Origin of the sequence: Polaribacter sp. KT 15 (genome assembly GCF_900143115.1) — a bacterium.
Classification (GTDB): Bacteria; Bacteroidota; Bacteroidia; order Flavobacteriales; family Flavobacteriaceae; genus Polaribacter; species Polaribacter marinaquae.
Window position 1 is genome coordinate 2,761,230 of the sequence record NZ_LT670850.1, and the last position, 24,393, is coordinate 2,785,622.

General features: G+C 29.4%; 17 protein-coding genes. 9 read left to right on the forward strand and 8 right to left on the reverse strand.

What is annotated here, in order from left to right:
* Position 1 precedes the first annotated feature (1 nt).
* The 4 genes from coaE to B5464_RS12285 all read left to right on the forward strand — a co-directional run bounded on the left by coaE (position 2) and on the right by B5464_RS12285 (position 3,675).
* Positions 2-598: a dephospho-CoA kinase gene (gene coaE, locus B5464_RS12270; RefSeq protein WP_079738596.1), complete on the forward strand. Its 597-nt coding sequence runs from the start codon at positions 2-4 to the stop codon at positions 596-598.
* A gap of 115 nt (positions 599-713) precedes the next feature.
* On the forward strand, positions 714-2,270 hold the full coding sequence (locus B5464_RS12275) for a HAMP domain-containing sensor histidine kinase (RefSeq protein ID WP_340934185.1): 1,557 nt from the start codon (positions 714-716) through the stop codon (positions 2,268-2,270).
* A gap of 15 nt (positions 2,271-2,285) precedes the next feature.
* On the forward strand, positions 2,286-2,987 hold the full coding sequence (locus tag B5464_RS12280) for a response regulator transcription factor (RefSeq protein ID WP_079738598.1): 702 nt from the start codon (positions 2,286-2,288) through the stop codon (positions 2,985-2,987).
* Between the two features lie 70 nt (positions 2,988-3,057).
* Positions 3,058-3,675 (forward strand): L-threonylcarbamoyladenylate synthase, encoded by a 618-nt coding sequence (locus B5464_RS12285; protein ID WP_077809015.1) that lies wholly within the window; start codon positions 3,058-3,060, stop codon positions 3,673-3,675.
* A 3-nt stretch (positions 3,676-3,678) separates the two neighbouring features.
* Here B5464_RS12285 and B5464_RS12290 read toward each other — a convergent pair whose 3' ends face one another.
* Together B5464_RS12290 and B5464_RS12295 are read right to left on the reverse strand one after the other, a co-directional pair.
* The gene (locus tag B5464_RS12290; RefSeq protein WP_079738599.1) at positions 3,679-4,677 is read right to left on the reverse strand and encodes a glycosyltransferase family 2 protein; all 999 of its coding nucleotides are present in this window, start codon (positions 4,675-4,677) and stop codon (positions 3,679-3,681) included.
* 69 nt (positions 4,678-4,746) lie between these two features.
* Positions 4,747-5,190, reverse strand: a complete 444-nt coding sequence (locus B5464_RS12295; protein WP_079738600.1) for a type I restriction enzyme HsdR N-terminal domain-containing protein — start codon at positions 5,188-5,190, stop codon at positions 4,747-4,749.
* Positions 5,191-5,216: 26 nt separating this feature from the next.
* Here B5464_RS12295 and B5464_RS12300 point away from each other — a divergent pair, with 26 nt between their 5' ends.
* From B5464_RS12300 to B5464_RS12310, 3 genes are read left to right on the forward strand one after another with little or no spacing between them, the layout of a single operon-like run.
* On the forward strand, positions 5,217-5,705 hold the full coding sequence (locus B5464_RS12300) for an ATP-binding protein (RefSeq protein ID WP_079738601.1): 489 nt from the start codon (positions 5,217-5,219) through the stop codon (positions 5,703-5,705).
* Positions 5,706-6,707 carry a DNA polymerase III subunit delta gene (gene holA / locus B5464_RS12305; protein WP_079738602.1) on the forward strand — a complete coding sequence of 334 codons (1,002 nt, stop codon included), beginning with the start codon at positions 5,706-5,708 and terminating at the stop codon, positions 6,705-6,707.
* Between the two features lie 13 nt (positions 6,708-6,720).
* Positions 6,721-7,173 (forward strand): DUF1569 domain-containing protein, encoded by a 453-nt coding sequence (locus tag B5464_RS12310; protein WP_079738603.1) that lies wholly within the window; start codon positions 6,721-6,723, stop codon positions 7,171-7,173.
* Between the two features lie 43 nt (positions 7,174-7,216).
* Here the strand turns inward: B5464_RS12310 and B5464_RS12315 are convergent, their stop codons facing one another.
* The 6 genes from B5464_RS12315 to B5464_RS12340 form a co-directional block, all read right to left on the reverse strand.
* Positions 7,217-8,992, reverse strand: coding sequence for a long-chain fatty acid--CoA ligase (locus B5464_RS12315; protein ID WP_079738604.1), 1,776 nt, complete (start codon positions 8,990-8,992; stop codon positions 7,217-7,219).
* A gap of 367 nt (positions 8,993-9,359) precedes the next feature.
* Positions 9,360-10,157: a pentapeptide repeat-containing protein gene (locus B5464_RS12320; RefSeq protein WP_079738605.1), complete on the reverse strand. Its 798-nt coding sequence runs from the start codon at positions 10,155-10,157 to the stop codon at positions 9,360-9,362.
* A 211-nt stretch (positions 10,158-10,368) separates the two neighbouring features.
* Positions 10,369-11,196 carry an AraC family transcriptional regulator gene (locus B5464_RS12325; protein ID WP_079738606.1) on the reverse strand — a complete coding sequence of 276 codons (828 nt, stop codon included), beginning with the start codon at positions 11,194-11,196 and terminating at the stop codon, positions 10,369-10,371.
* A 57-nt stretch (positions 11,197-11,253) separates the two neighbouring features.
* Positions 11,254-14,931, reverse strand: coding sequence for a phosphoribosylformylglycinamidine synthase (gene purL, locus B5464_RS12330; RefSeq protein ID WP_079738607.1), 3,678 nt, complete (start codon positions 14,929-14,931; stop codon positions 11,254-11,256).
* Positions 14,932-15,092: 161 nt separating this feature from the next.
* Complete coding sequence (locus B5464_RS12335; RefSeq protein WP_079738608.1) at positions 15,093-17,297, reverse strand: endonuclease; 2,205 nt, start codon at positions 17,295-17,297, stop codon at positions 15,093-15,095.
* Between the two features lie 69 nt (positions 17,298-17,366).
* Positions 17,367-18,584, reverse strand: coding sequence for an RsmB/NOP family class I SAM-dependent RNA methyltransferase (locus B5464_RS12340; RefSeq protein WP_079738609.1), 1,218 nt, complete (start codon positions 18,582-18,584; stop codon positions 17,367-17,369).
* A 529-nt stretch (positions 18,585-19,113) separates the two neighbouring features.
* Here B5464_RS12340 and B5464_RS12345 point away from each other — a divergent pair.
* Both B5464_RS12345 and recG read left to right on the forward strand, forming a co-directional pair.
* Positions 19,114-22,215, forward strand: a complete 3,102-nt coding sequence (locus B5464_RS12345) for a DUF11 domain-containing protein (protein ID WP_079738610.1) — start codon at positions 19,114-19,116, stop codon at positions 22,213-22,215.
* A 68-nt stretch (positions 22,216-22,283) separates the two neighbouring features.
* On the forward strand, positions 22,284-24,380 hold the full coding sequence (gene recG, locus B5464_RS12350; RefSeq protein WP_079738611.1) for an ATP-dependent DNA helicase RecG: 2,097 nt from the start codon (positions 22,284-22,286) through the stop codon (positions 24,378-24,380).
* Positions 24,381-24,393 lie beyond the last annotated feature (13 nt).

Sequence of the window (24,393 nt, forward strand, 5' to 3'; positions counted from 1 at the left end):
GATGATAATTGGCTTAACAGGAGGTATAGGAAGTGGAAAATCTACAGTGGCTAAAATGTTTAATGAGTTTTCTACAGTTGCAATATATATAGCAGACATAGAAGCAAAACAGTTAATGAACACATCAAAAGTTATCAAAGAAAATCTTATTAAATCTTTTGGTGAAGATGTGTTTAAAAATGCAGTTTTAAATAGAGAATTTTTAGCAAATATTGTATTTAAAGATAAAGAAAAGTTAAAGGTTCTAAACAATATTGTGCATCCAGAAGTTAAAAATCATTTTAAAAAATTTGTAGCAAATAACTCTGATAAAGATTACATTGTGTATGAAAGTGCAATTTTATTTGAAAATAATACTCAAAATCAATTCGATTTTATAATTACTGTTTATACTGATTTAGAAGAAAGAATCAATAGAATTATAAAAAGAGATAATACTACTAAAAAAGAAGTATTAAACAGAATAAATAGTCAATGGAAAGACAATAAAAAAATGCTTTTATCTAACTATGTTATTGATAATTATAGTGTTAAAAATACCAAGATTTTGGTTGAACAGATTCATAATATTTTAACAAAAAAGCAATGCTCAATTTAAGGAACCCCATCAGTTCTGTTAAATAAGTCTTAAAGTTCTAATAAAACAGTTAATTTAGGTTAAAATCGATAACTACAATTTTTGAAAGTAGTAAATTTGATTTATGCGTAAAAAAATGTTTATTCTTATTGTTGTTTTAATGAGTATTTCCTTGATAGGAATTATTGCTGTACAACTCTATTGGATTAACAATGCGCTAGAAAGTAAACAAGCACAATTTAAAAATGATGTGCAAAAATCTTTGGGTGCAGCAACCGAGAGAATTAACGAAAAAGAAATTTCTACTTTTCAGAAAAAAATTAACGAAATAATTTCTAAAGAAGGATTGGCTGGTACAGCCGAATTGAAGCAACATTTAATTCAGCAAATAGATACATCAACAAATACTAAAATTACAGTTGGTGGTACTTTTTTAGAAGAAAATTTTAAGTTAACATCAGATTTTTTAAATCACGATTCTATTATTTATAAGAGAGTTACAGGTAGAACAGATTTTTCTAAATTATCCTTAATTAAAAGTCCAGATGAATTATTTCCGAAGTTAGACGAACAAAGGTTTTCTTTTACAAGAAGATACACAGAGTTTGATAGATTACAGACTATAGAAATTCTAAATTTTGTTAATAATAGAAAATTAATTCACCAACGTTTAAGTAACAAAGATTTAAATGCAATTATAAAAGAAGAACTTGTTAAAAGAAACATTGTACTAGATTTTAAATATGGTGTTTATGGTTCTGATGGTTTGGCAACAAAATTAAAATCTGGTTATTACACAATTGATACAAAAGATAGTTTTAAATATCCGTTGTTTTTTGATCCTTTAGGAAACACAACTTATAATTTACATGTTACTTTTCCTGATAAAAATGATCATATTTTAGCAGGAATTTCTAATATCTTATTGCTGTCGTTGTTTTTTATATTCATTATAATTATTGCTTTTTCAAGTTCATTATATCAACTAATTCGTCAGAAAAAAATATCAGAAATAAAAACTGATTTTATCAATAATATGACGCATGAGTTTAAAACGCCAATAGCAACAATAAATTTGGCATTAGATTCGATAAAAAATCCTAAGATTTTGGGTGACGATTCTAAGGTTTTGCGATATGTGCAAATGATACGTGATGAAAATAAAAGAATGCATTCTCAAGTAGAAAATGTATTAAGAATATCTAGATTAGAAAAAAATCAGATAGATTTAAGTAAGGAAACAATAGACTTACACGACATTATAGAAGACGCAATTACACATGTTAGCTTGTTAATAGAAGATAGAAAAGGTAAAGTTTCTACTCATTTTAAAGCAATTGTATCAGAATTACCTGGAAACCAATTTCATTTAACCAACGTGGTTGTAAACATGTTAGAAAATGCAATTAAATATTCTGAAGGCGCACCAATTATAGATGTTTATACCGAAAGTACAAGTAAGTTTTTTGTGTTTAAAATAAAAGATTCTGGTATTGGGATGAGTAAAAACGTTCAGAAACAGGTTTTTACAAAGTTTTATAGAGAACAAAAAGGAAACATACACGATGTTAAAGGCCATGGTTTAGGTTTGGCTTATGTAAAAGAAATTGTAGAAAAACACCACGGAACAGTTTTTGTGGAAAGTGAGAAAGGAAAAGGTAGCATATTTACAGTAAAATTACCTTTAATTTAAAATAAAGAAATAATAATGGGAAGTAAAAAGATTTTATTAGTTGAAGATGATCCAAATTTTGGAACAGTTCTAAAAGATTATTTAGCATTAAACGATTATAACGTTACACATGCAAAAGATGGAATAGAAGGTTTAATTATGTTTAAAAACAGCGATTACGATTTATGTATTTTAGATGTAATGATGCCTCGTAAAGATGGTTTTTCTTTAGCACAAGATATTCGAGTAACAAATAAAGAAGTGCCAATTATTTTCTTAACTGCAAAAACGCTTAAAGAAGACGTTTTAAAAGGTTATGCAGTTGGTGCAGATGATTATTTAAATAAACCTTTCGATTCAGAAGTTTTATTACACAAAATTAAAGCTATTCTGCAAAGAAAAGAAACAGATAATTCTACAGAAAACGAACAGTTTGAGTTTACAATTGGAAATTTCTTTTTCAATTCTAAATTACGTCATTTATCTATTGGTAAAGATGGAGAGCCTGTAAAATTATCGCCAAAAGAAAGTAAATTGTTGCGTATGTTAGCGCTTCATAAAAACGATTTAATGCCTAGAGAGTTAGCATTAACTAAAATATGGAGAGACGATAATTATTTTACTTCCAGAAGTATGGATGTTTACATTGCTAAACTAAGAAAGTACTTAAAATTAGACGAAAAAGTAGAAATTTTAAATATTCACGGAGAAGGATTTAGATTAGTAGATAAATCTTAATTTCTAAAATTCTTCCCAAATAAAATAACTCAGTTTGTATTTCAAGCTGAGTTTTTTGTATTTTTATATTATGGCAGAATTTATAAGAATCTATAACGAAAATCCAAATCCAAAAGAAATTGCAAAGGTTGTAAAAGTTTTACAAGCTGGTGGTTTGGTTATTTATCCTACAGATACGGTTTATGGTTTGGGTTGTGATATCACAAAACCAAAAGCTTTAGAAAAAATTGCTCAAATAAAAGGAATCAAGTTAGAAAAAGCCAATTGGTCTTTTATTTGTAACGATTTAAGCCACCTTTCTGATTACGTTAAACAAATAGATTCAGCTACTTTTAAAATACTTAAAAGAGCTTTGCCGGGTCCTTATACTTTTATTTTACCAGGCAGTAAAAACTTACCAAAAGTCTTTAAAAAGAAAAAAACGGTTGGTATTAGAATTCCAGATAATTCGATAATTAGAACCTTAGTGCAAGAACTTGGCAACCCAATTGTATCTACATCTATTAGAGATGATGATGATGTGTTAGAGTATACCACAGATCCGGAGTTAATTTTTGAAAAATGGCAAAATTTAGTTGATGTTGTTATTGATGGCGGTTATGGTGGTAATGAAGCATCTACCGTAATCGATTTGACAGAAGAGCCAGAAGTAATTAGAGAAGGAAAAGGAAGTTTAGATATTCTTTAATTCTTATTTTAAGTTTTCAAATCTTTTTCTACCTAAAATAAAATATTGCCAAACAACACTTGTATGTAAATTGTATTGTTGTTTCTTTTGTAACAACTTTCTCTTCTTTAAATATTTATAAAAATTTTTATAGAAACTAAAATGTGCTTTTACAACAGCAAAAGTATGTACGGGTCTTAATTCGATTAGAAACTTTAATCCTGCAATTCCGTCTAAAATTAATCTAGAAAAAATTACAAATAAAAACCACTTTTTAGGCACGTTTTTTACAACATTTAGTAAACTATTTCTAAAGTTTAAAAATGTTTTATGCGGATTCGTTTCTTGTAAAGTTGCTCCGCCAACATGATAAACAGTAGACGCGCCAACATATTTTACTTTATAACCAATATTTTGAGTTCGCCAACATAAATCTATTTCTTCTTGATGTGCAAAATAATCTTCATCAAAACCACCAAGTTTGTGATAAACATTTGCTCTAATAAACAAACAAGCGCCAGAAGCCCAAAAAATTTCTGAAGTATCATCAAATTGATTTTGGTCTGTTTCTAGAGAATTAAAAATTCTTCCTCTACAATAAGGGTATCCGTATAAATCTATAAAACCGCCAGCAGCACCAGCATACTCAAATTTAGTTTTATTTTTAAAATCTAATAATTTAGGTTGAATAATAGCTGTTTTATCATCATTATTAAAAACATCTAATACCGGTTTTAACCAATTTTTAGTTACTTCAACATCAGAATTTAATAAACAATAAATATCTGCATCAATAGCTTGTAAAGAATCGTTATAACCTTTTGCATAACCGCCATTAGTTGGGTTTTCAATAATTTTTACCGACGGATAATTCTCTTTGATATAAGAAATAGAACTATCTGTAGAAGCATTATCGGCTACATAAACTTCTGCTTCATTTAAGCTAAAATTAACTACCGATGGTAAAAACTGTTCTAATAGTTTTTGACCATTCCAATTTAATATGACGATTGCTGTTTTCAAGGGTGCAAATTTACGTTATAAATCTTATTTAAAACTATTAGAAAATGGTTAATTCTAATAAGATAATAACTAAATATAATCTGGTATGTCTTTTAAGAAAATATAAGTTTCATTTTCAAAGTCCATTTTACAATAAAAATGTTGCAAACCGTTGGTAACAATTAAATAATTTGCTTTTAATTTTAAGTTATATCTCGCAATTTGATCAAAAGTAGCTTGTGTAATTTTAATAGATGGCGCTTTACATTCCACAATAATATCTGGTTCACCTTTTGCATTAAAAATTAAAATATCTGTCCTTTTTTTTCTATTGTTTATCGTTAATTGTTTTTCTACAGCAATAAGAGATTTTGGATATTTTTTTTCTTCTAAAAGATATAAAACAAAATGTTGTCTTACCCATTCTTCTGGTGTTAGTACCAAGAATTTTTTTCTTAAAATATCAAAAATAAGCATGTTATTTTCGTTACTTTTGATACGGAAATTGTAGTTAGGTAGGTTTAGTTTTTGCATCGGTCAAAAGTAATTAAAAAACAGTTATGATACATTTATTAGTTGGTAATACTGGCGCAGGTAAATCTACATACGCAAGTAATTTAAAAAAAGAAACTTCTGGTATTATTTTTACTTTGGATAAATGGAATAAAGTTTTATTTTTTCCGGATAAGAAAGATATAAATGGTTTAGATTGGTTTTTAGAAAGAATTGACAGAGCAGAAATTATAATAGAAGATTTGATATTACAGTTAGAAAATAGTGGTGTAGATAGTATTTTAGATGTAGGACTTTCTAAGTTTTTGCACAGAGAAAAATATAGAAAATTCGCCAACGATAATTCTATTAATCTTCAACTTCATTTTTTAGATGTTTCAAAAGAAATTAGAAAAGAAAGAGTATTAAAAAGAAACTTAAATAAAGGGTTTACTTTTGAATTTGAAGTTAGTGAGGCTAATTTTGAATTTATGGAAAACTGGTTTGAAACGCCAACAGAAGAGGAATTACAAAATGCAATAATTATAAAAGAATAAATGAACGAAGTTAAAGCCATTGTATCAGATATTAAAAGCGGTACTATAAAACCCATTTATTTTTTAATGGGAGAAGAACCATATTATATTGATAAGATTTCTGATTATATTGAAGAACATGTATTAGATGAAGCAGAAAAAGGTTTTAATCAGCAAGTAATGTATGGTAGAGATGCAAGTATAGAAGATATTGTTTCTGCGGCTAAACGTTACCCAATGATGGCAGAAAGACAGGTTTTAATAGTTAAAGAAGCACAAGACTTAAGTAGAAATATAGAAAAGTTAGTTTCTTATGCCGAAAATCCGCAACCAACAACAGTTTTAGTTTTAAATTATAAATATAAAAAGTTAGATAAACGTAAAAAATTACACAAAACGATTGCCAAAACAGGTGTTATTTTCGAGAGTAAAAAATTATATGAAAATCAAGTTTCAGATTGGATTCGTAGAGTTTTAAGCGGTAAAAAATACCAAATTGAACCAAAAGCAGCTTTAATGTTAGTTGAGTTTTTAGGTACTGATTTAAGTAAAATTTCTAATGAATTAGAAAAATTAATGCTTGTACTACCAGAGGCAACAATTATTAACGATAAGCATATCGAAGAAAATATAGGTATTTCTAAAGACTTTAATAATTTTGAGTTAAGGAAAGCAGTAGGAGAGAAGAATATTGTAAAAGCAAATCGAATTATTAATTATTTTGCAGAAAATCCAAAAAGTAATCCTTTAATAATGACTATATCTTTATTAAACGGTTTTTTTACGCAACTACTTTCTTTTCATGGTTTAAAAGATAAATCAAAAAACTCTGTGGCAAAAGCAATCGGCGTTAATCCGTATTTTGTAGATGAGTATTTTTTGGCAGCTAGAAATTATCCAATGCGAAAAGTAGCACAGGTTATTGCTATGTTAAGAGAAGCAGATGTTAAAAGTAAAGGAGTAGGAGCAAATCAAACAAGTCATGATATTTTAAAAGAATTGTTATTTAAAATTTTACATTAAAATATAAATTAAAATGAAAAATATTTTTGAAAAAGAGATTAGTAATCAGGTTATTGCTAGAATTGATAAATTAACAACATCTAGCCAACCACATTGGGGTAAAATGTCTGTTTCACAAATGTTGGCACATTGCAATGTTACTTATGAAATGGTGTATACTGATAAACATCCTAAGCCAAATGCTTTTATGAAGTTTATGCTGAAATTATTTGTTAAAAATGCAGTTGTTTCTGCTAAACCTTATAGTAAAAACGGAAAAACAGCACCTCAATTTATAATTGTTGAAGAAAAGGATTTTCAGCTAGAGAAAACAAGATTGATAAATTACATCAATCAAACCCAAGAATTGGGCGCTAAACATTTTGAGGGTAAAGAATCTCATTCTTTTGGTGCATTAACTTCACAAGAATGGAATAATTCCTTTTACAAACATTTAGATCATCATTTAACTCAATTCGGAGTTTAAAAAGTAAAATAAAAAAACCGAGCTAATGCTCGGTTTTCTTTTTTTAAGGTCTATATATTTTTTCGTATAAATCTTTGTAAATATCTTTAATTATAGCTCTTTTCATTTTCATTGTAGGTGTTAAATGACCGCCATCAATAGACCAAACATCTTTAGTAAGTTCAAAACGTTTAATACGTTCCCATTTACCAAATTGTTCGTTACATTTATCTACTTCTCTTTGAATTCTATTAATCACTATTTCAGAACTGATAATTTCTTCATTCGTTTTTCCAATTGATAAACCTTTTTTATCAATCCAATCTTTAATAAATTCAAAATTTGGTTGAATAATTGCTGCAGGCATTTTCTCACCTTCACCAATAACCATTATTTGTTCTATAAATAAAGATTGTTTTAATTCTCCTTCTAATAATGGTGGTACTACATATTTACCACCAGAGGTTTTAAACATTTCTTTAGTTCTTCCGGTAATTTTTAAGAAACCTTCTTTATCAAATTCACCTTTATCACCTGTATGAAAATAACCATCTTTTAAAACTTCAGAAGTTTTTTTAGGGTCTTTATAATAACCCAACATTACATTTGGTCCTTTTACTAAAATCTCTCCGTTTTCAGCAATTTTTACTTCAACCTTGCTAATCGTTTTACCAACAGTACCTATTTTAAAACCTTTGTTTTTTTGGTCGTTTACAGAAATTACAGGAGAAGTTTCCGTTAACCCGTAACCTTCCATAATTGGCATACCTGCAGCAGCAAAAACTCTAGTTAATCTTGGTTGTAATGCTGCACTACCAGAAACCATAATCTTTAAATTTCCGCCCAAAGCTTCTTGCCACTTAGAAAATATTAGTTTTCTAGCTAAACTTAGTTGTTTTTCGTACCACCAGCCATTTGCGCCATTAGGCTCGAACTTTAGCCCTAAGTTAACAGCCCAAAAGAAAAGTCCTTTTTTAATTCCAGAAAGAGCTTCTCCTTTTAAAATAATTTTATCGTAAATTTTCTCGTACAAACGAGGCACCGCAGTCATTACGTTTGGTTTAATTTCTTGAGCGTTTTCAGATAATTTTTCTATTGATTCTGCAAAATAAATAGATACACCACAATATTGGTATAGATACAAAATCATTCTTTCAAAAATATGACAAACAGGTAAAAAGCTTAATCCTAAATCTTTACCATCGTCTAAAGGAACACGCTCTTTAGCGGCCAAAACATTAGAAACAATATTGTCATGAGAAAGCATTACACCTTTAGGTCTACCTGTTGTACCAGAAGTATAAATAAGTGTTGCTAAATCTGTTGGTTTTACAGCTTTTTTTCTTTGTTCAACTTCATCTTGATTTGCAGTATCTTTTCCTAATTCTAAAACATCTTTCCAAGATTTTTCTGAAGCAATATCATCAAAAGTATAAACACCTTTTAACTTTGTATTTCCTTTGATTTGGTTAAGCTTTTCTAAAACTTCTTCATCAGAAACAAAGCAATAAATAGCTTCAGAATGATTTAAAACATATTCATAATCTTCTTTACTAATTGTTGGGTAAATTGGTACATTTTGTGCACCAGTTTGTAAAACACCAATATCACAAATATTCCATTCTGTTCTATTGTTTGATGATATAACTGCAATTTTATCGTTAGGTTGAACACCTAATTTTAATAATCCTCTACTTAATTGGTTTGCTTTTTCTACATATTCTTTGGTCGAAGTACTTACCCATTTATCATTCAATTTAGTTGATAACGATTTATTTAAATTATACGTTTCTAATTGATAATAAGGGATGTCAAATAACCTGGTAATTTCTATCGGCATAAGTTCTATTTTGTAAAATGCAAATTAGGGAAATTACTGCTATTTAGCAAATACTTATTTTAAGAGATTATAAATTATTAAATCTTTATTTTTAGTCTATTATTATTTTTGATAATATAGAATTAATGCATTTTTTTTGACAATTAAGGTTTAAATTATTACTGCATTTAACTGCTTAATTTTTAAAAGTTTGCGTTTTAATAAAATAAAAAATTCTTAAAATATATGATTTATTCTAAAATTGTAAAACCTAGCTTTTTGATTAAAAAGCTAGGTTTAATTGGTTTTGGTCAGCCCCTAATCTAACCGTTTTTCCATTATGCTGCAATTTACAAAGATTTAAAAAACTGCATATACGTATAAATACCTATTTATTATTTATTAAATATTTATTGAAGTTTTTACCGTTTATTTTGGTGTATTTAGAGTCGATTTCATAATTAACATCCATCCCTGTAATGTCAAAATCACCAGAAACATTCATGTATTTTATATTAAGATCTTCCTTAAATTGAGTGTTGTTAAATGAAACTCCGTTTTTAAATTGTGTATATTTAAATGTAGCCGTATCCTTAAATATTGCATTTGCAAAACTTACATTTTTACTAAATTTAGCATACTTAAATGTTGCAACTTCATTAAACTTGGTTTTATAAAAGTTGCTTTTTTGAAGGAATTTAGCATATTTAAAAGTGTTATCATCATTAAAAGTTGAGTATGAAAAATCTGAATCTTTGTCAAAATGAGAATATTTAAACATAGCTTTTCTAGTAAATTCACAGTTTTTAAAAATTACTTCTTCTTCAAAACTTGCTGTAAAAGTATAACCAGATTCTTCTGTAGGTATGTAAGCCAAAACATCATTATTAAAAGTACAGTTTTTAAAAGAAATTTTTACGCTAATTAGTTTTTCGATTTCGTTTGTATTACTGTTGTTATTAGAGCTCCAGTTAAACCAACTGCTTTTTTTCTTTTTCGGTACATTTTTTAAAGCATCATCCATAAATGTTAAATCTAAAACTCCTATGATTGTTGCATTTTCGATTGAGATATTTTTGCCATTTTTTATATCATTTAAAATAGTTGATGCCTCTATTTTCTTTTGAGAAAAAATAGAATTGTTTATACAAATCGTTAAGATTAATAGAGTAATTATTTTTTTCATGTTATAAAGTTTTAGTGTTTTATATAATGACTTTGTAAAACCTGATTTGTGACACTTTCTTTTTTAAAAATTAAAAGACCGAGAATACATCTCGGTCTTTTGCCTAAAACTAAAATACTAAAATAAATTTTACATCATTATATATAAATATCAGCCCCCCAATATCCATTGATGAAAATCTAATATAAATATACAAAGAGTAACTGTGGATTTAATGTAAATAATCGTACTTGGTATTTCTAAAAATCTCTTTTATTAATAAGAATTCGTCTTTAAAATAGTCTTTTAAAGATTTTGACGTAAACGATTTAAAATCTTTGGCAAAGTGAGATTCATCGTAATAATCATACATATAAATTAGGTCTTTCAGGTCAATTTTTTTTCCTTCATATTCTTTCATTAATTTCTTAAATCTATGAATTCTAATATATTTAGAAGGTGTTAAGCCTACTGTTTTTTTAAAATTGGTTTCTAAAGTCTTTTGGCCAAAGGGTAAGTCTTCTAAAATTTCATTGACAGAAATCATTCCTTCTTTAAGATGAATTTTTTTTACAAGTTCATCTATAATTAAAGTATTTTTATTTTCTGTTAAAGGCAAGGTTAGAATATAATCTTCTAGTTTATCGAATACTTGGTGATATTCATCTTTTCCTTTTAAAAAAATGTTTTCAAGTTCTGAAGTTATAACTTGGTTTATTTTATGAAAGCACTTGTATTTATTAGTTATTGATGAAGCATCGATATTGGTTAATTTGTGTAAAGATGTGGCTTTAAAATTCATACCGCAAACAATACCTTCTTTGTATAAATTAAATTTATAAGATTTGCTAAATTGCCCATAAACACTAAGCTTATGTAAATCTGTAACTTCTTTTGCAAGAGATATTCTTTGACCTTTACTATAAAAATAGGCTAAACCAGAAAAGTTTAAAGGCGGAATTATAGCTTCTAACGGTACGTCTTTTTTTTGATAATCAATTAAAAAAAACTCCTCGATTAAATGAGAAGTTTTTGTAACATCAAAATAAGTTAGCTTCATAGAATTTTATTTATAATTTTAAAAATAAAAAAAAAATCCTATAAAGCTATTTTTAATTTATTTTTTATTGATTATCCAGTCTTTTGCATTTACAAAAGCTTGTAGCCAAGGTGTAACTTCATCTTTTCTATCCGTAGGATAATTTGCCCAATTCCATTGAAAAGTAGAGCGTTCTATATGTGGCATTGTTACTAAGTGTCTACCAGTTTTATCACACATCATAGCTGTATTAAAATCAGAACCATTTGGGTTATTTGGGTAACCTTCGTAACCATATTTAGCAACAATATGATAATTATTTTCAGTTTCTGGTAAGCTAAATTTACCTTCACCATGAGAAATCCAAACCCCTAACTCTGTACCTGCTAAAGATGATAACATTACAGAATTGTTTTCTTGAACTTTTACTGATGTAAATGAACTTTCGTGTTTTTTAGAATCGTTGTGCACTAATTTTCCATGAACTTTATGTTCTGGATTAATCAAGTCTAATTCCATCCATAATTGTGCACCATTACAAATACCAACAGATAAAGTGTCTTCTCGTTTAAAGAAGTTTTTTAAAGCTGTATTTGCTTTTTCGTTATATTTAAAAGCACCTGCCCAACCTTTTGCAGATCCTAAAACATCAGAATTAGAAAAACCACCAACAGCACCAATAAATTGAATGTCTTCAAGAGTTTCACGACCAGAAATTAAATCTGTCATGTGTACATCTTTTACATCAAAACCAGCTAAATACATAGCATTTGCCATTTCACGTTCTGAGTTAGATCCTTTTTCTCTAATAATTGCAGCTTTTGGTTTCTCAGATTCAATTTTAGGTAATTTTCCTGTAAAGTTTTCTGGAAATTTATATGTTAAAGGCTGTTTTTTGTAATTATCAAATCTATCTTGCGCTAAATTATTAGCTGTTTGTTTTTGATCTAATAAGAAAGAAGTTTTGTACCAAACATCTCTAAGTTCTGCAACATCAAAAGAAAATGTATCTGTATTATTTTTAATGTTTACAGTACCAGAGTTATTTGCAGTACCAATTTTAAATACCGCAATACCTTTATCTTCTAATTCTTTTTCTACTGAAACATCTGCTTGAAATACAATTCCGGCATTTTCAGAGAATAATACTTTTATAGAATCTTCTTCGTTTAAATCAGAAATATCAAAGTCTGCACCTAAATTTACATCAGCAAAACACATTTCTAATAAAGTTGTTATAAATCCGCCAGAAGCAATATCGTGTCCTGCCTTAATTTTATCAGCTTTAATTAAATTCTGAATTGCATTAAATGTCTTTTTTACATAAGAAGAATTTGTAACATCTGGTGTTTCGTTACCAATAGCATTTAAAGCTTGGTTAAAAGAGCTTCCACCTAATTTATATTCGTCTTGAGAAATATTAATGTAATATATATTTCCACCATCAACTTGTAAAACAGGCTCTACAACTTTAGAAATTGCATTACAGTTTCCGGCAGCAGAAATAATAACAGTTCCCGGAGAAATTACATCCCCATCAGGATATTTTTGTTTCATTGATAAAGAATCTTTACCAGTTGGCACGTTGATACCTAAATCTACAGAAAACTCAGAAACAGCTTTAACTGCTTTATATAAACGAGCATCTTCGCCTTCGTTTTTACAAGGCCACATCCAATTTGCAGATAAAGAAATTGAACTTAAATTATCTTTTAAAGGTGCCCAAATAATATTTGTTAATGATTCTGTTATTGCATTTCTACTTCCTGCCTCTGGATTAATTAATGCAGAAATAGGCGCGTGCCCAATAGAAGTTGCTACACCTTCTTTACCGTTATAATCTAAAGCCATTACACCAACGTTGTTTAACGGTATTTGTAACGGACCAACACATTGTTGTTTGGCAACTTTACCTCCAACACATCTATCTACTTTATTTGTTAACCAATCTTTACAAGCAACAGCTTCTAGTTGTAAAACTTGCTCTAAATAGATTTTTAAATTCTTAGTTTTATAACGAGGGTTTTTATATTTTCTGATGACAGTTTTATCTGTCATTATTGTTTTTGGCGAAGAACCAAACATATCTTCTAAAGCTAAATCCATTGGTTTTTCGCCAGTAGTTTTAGATTCGAAAGTAAAACGATTATTACCAGTAACTTCACCAACAGTATACATTGGCGAGCGTTCTCTTTCTGCTATTTTTTGAAGTGTTTCTGTATGTTTTTTAGCAATTACCAATCCCATTCTTTCTTGAGATTCGTTACCAATAATTTCTTTTGCCGATAAAGTAGGATCACCAACAGGTAATTTATCTAAATCGATTTTACCACCAGTATCTTCTACCAATTCTGATAAACAATTTAAATGTCCGCCAGCACCATGATCGTGAATTGAAACAATAAAGTTTTCATCACTTTCTACCATACCTCTAACTGCATTAGCAGCACGTTTTTGCATTTCTGGGTTAGATCTTTGTACAGCATTTAATTCAATTCCTGATGCAAATTCTCCGGTATCTGCAGACGAAACTGCAGCACCACCCATACCTATTCTGTAGTTTTCACCACCAAGAATTACAATTTTATCACCATCTTTTGGTGTATCTTTTAAAGCTTGTTCTGCTTTACCATAACCAATTCCGCCAGCTTGCATAATTACTTTATCGAAACCTAATCTTCTTGCTTCAGCATCACTAGAAGCTGCATTTTCTTTATGCTCGAAAGTTAAAACAGAACCTGTAATTAATGGTTGCCCAAATTTATTTCCAAAATCCGAAGCTCCGTTAGAAGCTTTTATTAAAATATCCATCGGAGTTTGGTATAGCCAATCTCTGGCTTCAAATTTTTGCTCCCAAGGTCTTTTTTCTTCCAATCGCGAGTAAGAAGTCATATAAACTGCTGTTCCTGCTAAAGGTAAAGAACCTTTACCACCGGCAAGTCTATCTCTAATTTCTCCTCCAGAACCAGTAGCAGCACCGTTAAAAGGCTCTACAGTTGTTGGGAAATTATGTGTTTCTGCTTTTAATGAAATTACAGAATCAAAATCTTGTGTTTGATAAAAATCGGGTTTATCTGCTGTTTTAGGAGCAAACTGTTCAACTTTTGGTCCTTTTATAAAAGCTACATTGTCTTTGTATGCAGAAACAATGTCATTAGGGTTTTGCTTTGATGTTTCTTTAATCAATTTAAAAAGAGAAGTTGGCATTTCTTCTCCATCAATAACAAAAGTTCCGTTAAAAATTTTATGACGACAGTGTTCTGAGTTTACTTGAGAAAACCCAAATACTTCAGAATCTGTTAATTTTCTATCTATTTTTTTTGCCACACTTTCAAGGTATTCAACCTCTTCTTCGCTTAAAGACAAACCTTCTTGATTGTTATAAGCAGCAATATCATCAATTTCTATAATTGCTTCTGGTTGAATATCAATAGCAAATGAGTCTTGATGTAAGCTCTTAAATTTTTCTGAAATCATAGGGTCAAAATCAGAAAAATCTTCTGAAACAGCTGTAAATTCTTCAATTCTAATGATATCAGAAATACCCATGTTTTGAGTGATTTCTACTGCATTTGTACTCCAAGGTGTAATCATTGCAGCTCTAGGGCCAACAAAAAAAGCATCTATTGATGCCTCATTTATTTTTGGTTGATCGGCAAAAAGCCAAGTCAATTTTGCAATTGTTTCTGTTGTTAATTCTTTTGTTGTTTGAACAGCGAATACTTTACTGTTTTTGTTTCCAAAGAAATGAATCATTATTGTGTTGTGTTAGCGTTTGTTGTAAATGACAAATTTACTTTTTTTCAACTTAATTTTAACTATTTATTTACGCGAAATTATATAGTTTTTCAATAGGTTTTTAACAAAAAAAAAGACGACTAAAAATAGTCGTCTTTTAAATTTTACTAAGTAATTACTTATTGTTTGATAAACTTTTTAGTAATCGATTGGTTTTGCGTATTTAATTTTAATAAATACATCCCTTTAGATAGTTTAGAAACATTTATAGAACTGTTTACGTTTTCTATTGTTTCTGATTGTACTAATTTACCTAAAACATTATAAATATTTATAGTTGCTTTTTCGTTGATATTAAAAAATAACTTGTTTCCTGTAACAGGGTTTGGATACATTTTGAAACCGTTTAAAGTCTCTGAATTTGTACTTAGAGTTACAGTGTGACTTCCAATTCCGTTAAATGTGTTTTCAGGAAAAGCAGTCCATTCACCTGTTTTGTCAAAAGTAGTGTTAGGTGCAGTAATATCTCCGTTTCTTCTTAGTGTTACGTTAATGGCAAATTGTGCACCATTTCCAAAAACACCAATCATATCAATTAATACATCGTCTTTAAATAAAGCAACTGCGTCATCACCATTAAAGTTTACTGGTTGACCATAGTTTGTGTCAAAGTTATTTGGTTGCACTAAATCTACTTGACCATTAGGATTAGATGCAGAATATGGTTGTAATTCTGGAGCAGAGTTATCTCCGTTACCAACAACAAAAACATCCCCAGGTACAATACTTTTTACAGATCCTTTATCTAAAGCTAAAGGTGTAGTCCAAACACCAGATCCATTTCTTTCTAACTTTAAAACATATCCATCAAGATCTACTGTACTACCTGTTAAGTTCACAATTTCAATTGCTTTGTTAGTACCTCCATCTCCTTCAACATATTCAGAAATAAATAATTCTGTTGCAGTACCACCAGAAGAACCGTCTGTGGTTGTTGCACTAACTGCTGCAGATTTTGCAGACATATTATTGTCTTTGTCTTTAGCTAATACAGATACACTGTAAGTAGTAGATGTTGCTAAATTTATGATTGTATAATTTGTGTCTGTTGTATTTGCGTGAAAAGTATCATCTAAATAAACGTCATAACTTGCAACGGCATTATTATCTGTAGATGCAGACCAATTTACCATAAAAGAGCTGTCTGTAACATTTGTAACTGTAACATTACTAGGTACAGTTGGAGCTGTTGTGTCTGATAATGTTTGTCCTGTAACTACGTCACTTGCTTCAGAACTATTAATTTGATCTTTAGCAATAACTTTAAAGCTATATGATGTACCTGCTTCTAAACCTGTAATAGAAGTATTAGTTGTTGTAGTTTGTTTTGTTAAAACATTATTAACATAAACATTATAACCTGTAACACCAACATCATCTGTAGAAGCTGTCCAGTTTAAATCGATTGATGTTAAAGTTATATTACTTAAAGTTACATTTGTAGGCTTAGTAGGTGCTTGTGTATCGCTACTAGTGTATATACCCCAAGTATCTTGTGCTGAATCTCCGCCCCAAATTCTAGTTGCTAAATATGGATTATCTATAAAAGGGTTTCTATTTCCTTGCGCATAAGTATTCGAAGTATTCTCATGAAATGTGTTACGAGCTTTTTCAAAGTCTGAAACAGGGTCTTCTGCATTCCATTTTAAGAATAAATCAATCATGTCATCTGGCGTAAATTGATTACTACCAACACCTACAGCAGTAGGTAAACATTGATCTCCGTAACGAAGATACATGTACATAATAATTCTAGCAACATCACCTTTCCATTCATCACCAGGATACCAACCTCTTGTATTTGCACCTTCGGGACCATTGTAAGTTATGCTAGAACGTGAAGAATTACCAGTACCTAAAGCAAATTTATAATTATTTCTTTCTGAATTTCTGTTTTTATCTGCAGGTCTTAAGTTGTGTGCATCTGTACCAGGACCAGGATTATTTGTAACCAAACTTGGGTTTGCCAAAGATTTAGAAAAAACATGTTCTCTGTTCCAAACAAAGCTATCACCATTTCCTCTATCTTGTAAAGAATTATCTCTGGTTCTGTCGTTTGTAATATCTTGGTCGGTACCATTTTCCCAACCATAAATTAAAACAACTCTAGATGCATCTACATCTTTGTCTGTAACCTTAGAAGCTTCCCAAACACCAGGAGTGTAACTTAATAAGTTTGTGTGTGTACTAATAATTTTTGTTGCTAAAGCATCTTTTAAATCTGTACCAGATAATTGTAAATTAACATCACTATAATAAGCTTCTTGACAGAAAGAAATTAAAGAGGTTAAAGTAAGAATACTAAAAAGTAATTTTTTCATCATATGTATTTATTAAAAATTAAAAAATAGATATTTCTTTTTCTGCAATTAAACCTTAATACTAGCAATATATTAAGCTTGTTTTTTTTCTAAAAGCGCCATATAAAATCCGTCGAAACCAGAAATATGAGCTAATACTTTTTTATCTTTTACAAAAGTAAAGTCTTTTCCTGCTTCTGATGTTAAGAAATTATTAACTTGATCTTGATTTTCTGAAGGAAGTATAGAACATGTAGCATACACCATTTTTCCGCCTGGTTTAACCATTTTAGAATATTGTTGTAAAACGTCTTGTTGAACTTTTTTAATATTGTCTATAAATTCTGGTTGTAATTTCCATTTAGAATCTGGGTTTCTTCTAATAACACCTAATCCAGAACATGGTGCATCTATTAAAACTCTATCTGCTTTACCGTATAATTTTTTTATAGGTTTTGTAGAGTCGATAACTCTTAAATCTATATTGTGGGCCTTATTTCTTTTAGCTCTTACTTTTAGTTTACGTAGTTTGCTTTCATAAATATCCATAGCAATAACTTGCCCTTTGTTTTCCATTAAAGCAGATAAATGTAAAGTTTTACCACCAGCACCTGCACAAGTATCTACTACTTTCATACCAGGTTTAACATCTAAATAAGCAGCAACCAACTGAGAAGAAGCATCTTGAACTTCAAAAAAACCATTGTGAAAAGCTTCTGTTTTAAACACATTTGCTCTTTCTGGTAATACCAATGCATCTGGATGATTTGGTACAAATTCTGTAATTACGTTTTCTGCTCGTAACTTTTTTTGAAGTAATTCTTTAGAAATGTTTAAAGTATTAGTTCTTAAAATAACTTTTGCTTGCTCGTTTAAAGCGGCAATTTCTTTGGTCCAAACTTCATTTCCTAATTCTTTTTCACATAATTCATCCATCCAATCTGGTATAGATTCTCTAAATTTTCTAGTTTTAGAAAGTTCTGCAAAGCGACCTTTAATTCTTCTTTCTGGTACATCACCAATTTGGTTCCAGTCTGGTAAAGCAATTCCTCTTAGAATACACCAAACAGAAAAGAGTCTCCAAATATTATCTCTATCATAAGGTACTTTTACTTCGGCAATTTCTGCATAAAGTCTATTCCATCTAACAATGTCGTAAATTGTTTCCGCAACAAATTTACGGTCTCTTGCGCCCCAACGTTTGTCTCTTTTTAAGGCTTTTTCTACAGCTTTATCAGCATAAACACCTTCGTTAAATATATCTCTAATACTGTCTATTACAGCAAAAGTTAAATTTCTATGTAATCTCATTTTATAATTTTGTACAAGGGACAAAGTTACAAATATCTATTACTAGATTCTAGTTTTAACATTAATATTATTTTAAATTAAAATACACATAATAAATAAGTTTTGGTTTATTGTTTAATTTGTATTATATTTAATCACAGTTTATTACGTTTTTATAATTCAAAAAATGAAAACGTAAAAACAAAGTATTTTTAGAAATGAATTGTCATTTTTACAAATAGCAAATTTTGTTTAATTCTTAATCCTCCATATAGATGAAAAGCACAGCACGTAACATTTTAACAAATTGTAGTTATAGTTTGTTGAATTCTTCGATTTTAAATTTAGAAAACGAAAATATCGTTATAAATGAGTTTTCGAAAACTTTACAAGAGTTTCCTTCCTAAATTTTATTTAGTACTTCAATAGTTTTTTAGAACCAAATATTAGCTTTTTTGAGGCTTGTATATGATCATCTTATTGTTTCCCCAACAATAAAATGAATTCCCTGTTACTTTAAATTATTCTAATTAATTTTAAAACTCTCGACATGAAAAAAGAGATTATTAAAATTTTGATGATATTTTTTTTAGTTTTAAAAACTACGATTCTTTTTTCTTTTTCAGAAAAATCTATTTTACTAAGTAAAGATTTAACTTCTTTAAAAATATCTACCAACAAAATAAACCCTGCAGTAAACGATATTAGTTTATTGCCTAAAAATACGATTGTACCTTTAATAAATGATATTACAAATTTCACATCATTAACCGTTACAGGCACTGAGTTTTGCCCAATCATTGGAAGTTGTATAGATGATTGGACAGGAAACGGAGCAAATGTAATTGATGGCGATACCGATAATTTTTCTAGAGCATCAATTTTATTAGGTGGTGATGCTGAGGTTTTATCAATTACATATCCTACAGAAGATATTCCTGCAGGTTCATATGCTGGTTTTAGAATTAGAAATGCTTCACTATTAAGTTTGTTAGGTAATAATACTGCTATTAGAACAAGAGATGTAAATGGAGATATTGTAGATACTTATAATTTAGAAGGCAGTTTAATATCGGCATTAGATTTTAGTAATGCTACTAATGTAGGTTTTGTAACTACGGGTAATTTTAGAACAATAGAAATTGTATTTGGCGGAGATTTGCTTAAAACAGGTAGTTTAGATGTTTTCTATCCATTTATAAAACTCTATCAAGAAAATGCAACTTCTTTAACTTGTAATGATGTAAATACAATTACAAATCCACAATTTCCAGTAGAAGTTGTAGATGTGGGTGTAACAGGTGTTAATGTGTCTTTATTAGGTGATGTTATTCAAAATTCAGAATTTTTAATTGATTCAGATTTAACAAATCATGCAACTTTAAATGCAGGTTTAGTTGGGGTAGGTGTTCTAGCAACTTCATATATTTCAATAGCAAAACAAGCAGATTTTTCAACAGGTGTTGTTACTCCTTTCTCATCAAATACCTATGCTGGTTTTAACATAACTTCGGCTAATTTATTAACCGTAGATGTAATTGGTAACATCACTATTTCTACATATTTAGATGATGTTTTTCAAGAAGATAATTCTAATTACAATGCTTTGGTAAATGTACCATTATTAAGTTCAGACACTCAAAATGTAGGTTTTGTTACAACAAAGCCTTATGATGAAATTAGAATAACCGTTTCACAACCAATTGGTGTAAATTTAGGTGAAATTCAAGTGAATTATCCTGTTGTAAAAAAATATTGTGTTAGCAATCCTTTTAACTGTAATGAGCAAGTTTCTTGGGTTAATTCAAATCATCCGGTAGAAATCTCTACTGTAAATAGCAATGGTTTGGTTGCTGCTGGCGGAACCGTAGATAATATCGACAATATTATAAATTCAGATACTACAGATTATGCCGAAATAGATTTAAGCGTTGGTGTAATTTCTAGTCTAGAAATTGGTGTTTATGATGTTTTGCAAGAATATTCAGGGCCTCAATTTGTAGGTTTCGAAATTGAAACAGCAACTTTATTAGATGTAAATCTTTTAAATAACATTTCATTATCTACCTACTTAAATGGGGTTGCAACTGGCGATAGTGTTAGCGGCGCTAATATACTTTTAAGTGCACCACTTTTAGTGGGATTAAATAAGCAAACAATTGGTATGGTTACTTCTAATATTTTTGATGAAGTTAGGTTAGAGTTTAATACAACGGTAGGTGTAAATTTAGGTGTTTTTAGAATTTATAATTCTACGATAAAAAAATTGTGTACTAAAGAATTAGCCTGTAGCGAAACCTATTACTTAAATTCGCCAGAATTTTCTACTTATGTAGATTATGCAAAATCTGGCGTTTCTGGTTTAGTTTGTGTTAGTTGTAATGTTTCTAATACAGACGCGGTATTATCTGCTTCAAATTCAGATTTTGCATCAATAAATATTACAGCAGGTGTTGCTGCAACTGGTAGTTTGACAGTTAGAGACGCTACAAATGCTTATCCAGCAAATTCTACTGCAGGTTTTGTAGTAAAATCAAATTCTTCAATTGTAGAAGTTTCTTTGTTTGATAGTATAACTATAGAAACTTTAGACCAAAATGGTAATGTACTAGAATCTGCTTCTGGTTCAGACTTAATTGATTTAACTGTTTTAATTAATCTTTTAGGAGGAACACCTAATGGAATTTATAATTTAGGTTTTGAAACCACACAGAAATATTACGGAATTCAAATTACTGTTGCAAAATTGGTAGACGTAAATACAAATTTAGATCTAACAGATAATAATGATTTAGATATTTACGGTGCCTTTGTAGACACGCGAGGCGCAACAGGTGCTGGTTTTGAGTTTTGTTTAGACACAGATAAAGATACAGTGCTTGATGTTAATGATTTAGATGATGATAATGATGGTATTATTGATGCTGAAGAAAACGGAGGTATCAATCCTATTTTAGATTCAGACGGAGACACAATTTTAGATTACAAAGATTCTGATACTCCTGGTTTTGTAGATTCTAATTCAGACGGAGTAGATGATAGATTTGATTTAGATTTAGACGGAATTATAGATCAACATGATACAGATGCCGATGGCGATGGATGTCCGGATGCTATAGAAGGTGCAGGGAATTTTATTTTTGATGATTTGGTAAATAATAACTTTGGAATAATTGCAGAAACATCTGTAGGAACAAGTTTAGGTTTGCCCTTGTTAAATGGTGTTTTGGCTTCTCAAAGTATAACACCAGCAGTTCGAGATAATTTAGATAATTCCTCTTGTTTTATAGATTTATCTATTGTTAAAACTGTAGAAAATCCTGTTGTTAAACTTGGCGAGACCGTAATTTTTAATATTACGATTACAAATAACGGAGGTTTAATTGCGAATAATGTTGTTGTAAAAGATGTTTTACCAGAAGGATTGACGTATAATGAAAGTTCTTCTTCTATTCCAAATAATACATTATACAATCCAGAAACTGGTTTATGGAGTTTTGGAACAGTTCAAATAAAACAAGGCGAGTCGTTTACCTTAAAATTAGCATCTAACATTATAGAAAAAGGTGTTTTAAAGATAAATAAAACAGAAGTTTTTACATTTAACAATGCACAAAATGAGTTCGATTCCATAGCAAATTCTGATGATTAAATAATACGAAAAATTCTATATTAGTTTTAAAGGATAATCTGTATTTTCGTTACTCCTAAAAATTAATTTTGAATTTAGATTATCCAATAACATATATTAAAGGTGTAAGTGTACAAAGAGCTGCTCTTTTGTATACAGAATTGGGTATTAAAACATGTAATGATTTACTTAATTTTTATCCTTTTAGATACATAGATAAAACTACTTTTTACGCAATAAAAGATTTACAACCAAGTACAGCAGAAGTTCAAATTGTTGGTAAGATTACAAGAGTAAAATCTGTGGCTCAAAAAAGAGGAAGTAGGTTAGTGGCAACATTTCAAGACGCTACTGGCACCATGGAACTAGTTTGGTTTAAAGGGCAAAAATGGATTAAAGATGCTTTAAAAATTAACGAGCCATACGTGGTTTACGGTAAATTAAACCATTACAATGGTAATTTTAGTATTCCGCATCCAGATTTAGAATTGGTTAAAGATTATAAAAAAAAGTTGCAAAGCAAAATGCAACCTGTTTATCATTCCACAGAAAAATTAGTGAATTCTGGTGTTTCTAATAAAATGATTCGAGGTTATGTGCAAAATCTAATTCAACAGGCGTTTGATATTATTACAGAGAGTTTATCTAAAGATATTTTAGAAGAATACAAGTTAATGCCCAAAAGAGAGGCACTTTTAAATGCTCATTTTCCTAAAAATCAAGAAAGTTTAGCCAAAGCACAAAGCAGATTAAAGTTTGAAGAATTATTTTTTATTCAATTACAATTAGTAAGAAAAAAGTTAATTAATAAAACAAAAATTAAAGGTTTTGTATTTGAAAATGTAGGACCAATTTTTAATAATTTTTATTCAGAAAAACTTCCTTTTGATTTAACAAATGCACAAAAAAGAGTTTTAAAAGAAATTAGAAAAGATGTTGCCTCTGCAGCGCACATGAACAGGCTTTTACAAGGCGATGTTGGTTCTGGTAAAACAATTGTTGCAATTTTATCGATGCTTTTAGCTATCGATAATGGCTATCAAGCAACCATTATGGCGCCAACAGAAATTTTAGCAAATCAACATTTTACAGCTGTATCAGAATTATTAGAAGGCTTAAATGTAAAGGTAGATATATTAACAGGTTCTGTAAAAACAAAAAAAAGAAGAGAAATTCATCAAAATTTAGAAGATGGCACTTTACATATTTTAGTAGGTACACATGCTTTGTTAGAAGATAAAGTTATTTTTAAAAACCTAGGAATTGCAATTATTGATGAGCAACACAGATTCGGAGTTAAGCAAAGAGCTAAATTATGGGCAAAAAATACATTGCCACCTCATATTTTGGTAATGACGGCTACACCAATTCCTAGAACTTTAGCAATGTCTGTTTATGGTGATTTAGACATATCTGTAATTGATGAGTTGCCTCCTGGCAGAAAAGAAGTTAAAACTGTACACAGGTTTGATAGCAATAGATTGTCTGTTTTTAAATTTATGAAAGATGAAATAGATAAAGGCAGGCAGGTTTATTTAGTGTATCCGTTAATAGAAGAATCCGAAGCTATGGATTATAAAGATTTAATGGATGGTTATGAAAGTGTTGCAAGAGAATTTCCATCACCAAAATACCAAATAAGTATTGTACATGGTAAAATGAAACCTGCTGATAAAGAATTTGAAATGCAACGCTTTGTAAAAGGCGAAACACAAATCATGGTAGCCACAACTGTTATAGAGGTTGGGGTTAATGTGCCTAATGCAAGTGTTATGATTATCGAAAGTTCCGAAAGATTTGGGCTTTCACAATTACATCAACTAAGAGGAAGAGTAGGTAGAGGTGCAGATCAAAGTTATTGTATTTTACTATCTAGTTATAAATTATCTGAAGAAGCTAAAACACGTCTTAAAACAATGGTAGATACTACCGATGGATTTAAAATTGCTGAAGTAGATTTAAAATTAAGAGGTCCGGGTAATATTATGGGAACGCAACAAAGTGGTGTTTTAAATCTTAAAATAGCAGATGTAGTTAAAGATTCTAAAATTTTGGTTGCCGCTAGAAATACAGCTATTTCTGTTTTACAAGATGATAGTAATTTATCGAAAGAAGAAAACTTACCAATAAAACAAGCATATATAAAAATGACCAAATCATCTAAGATTTGGTCAAATATAAGTTAAACTTTTAGTTTAT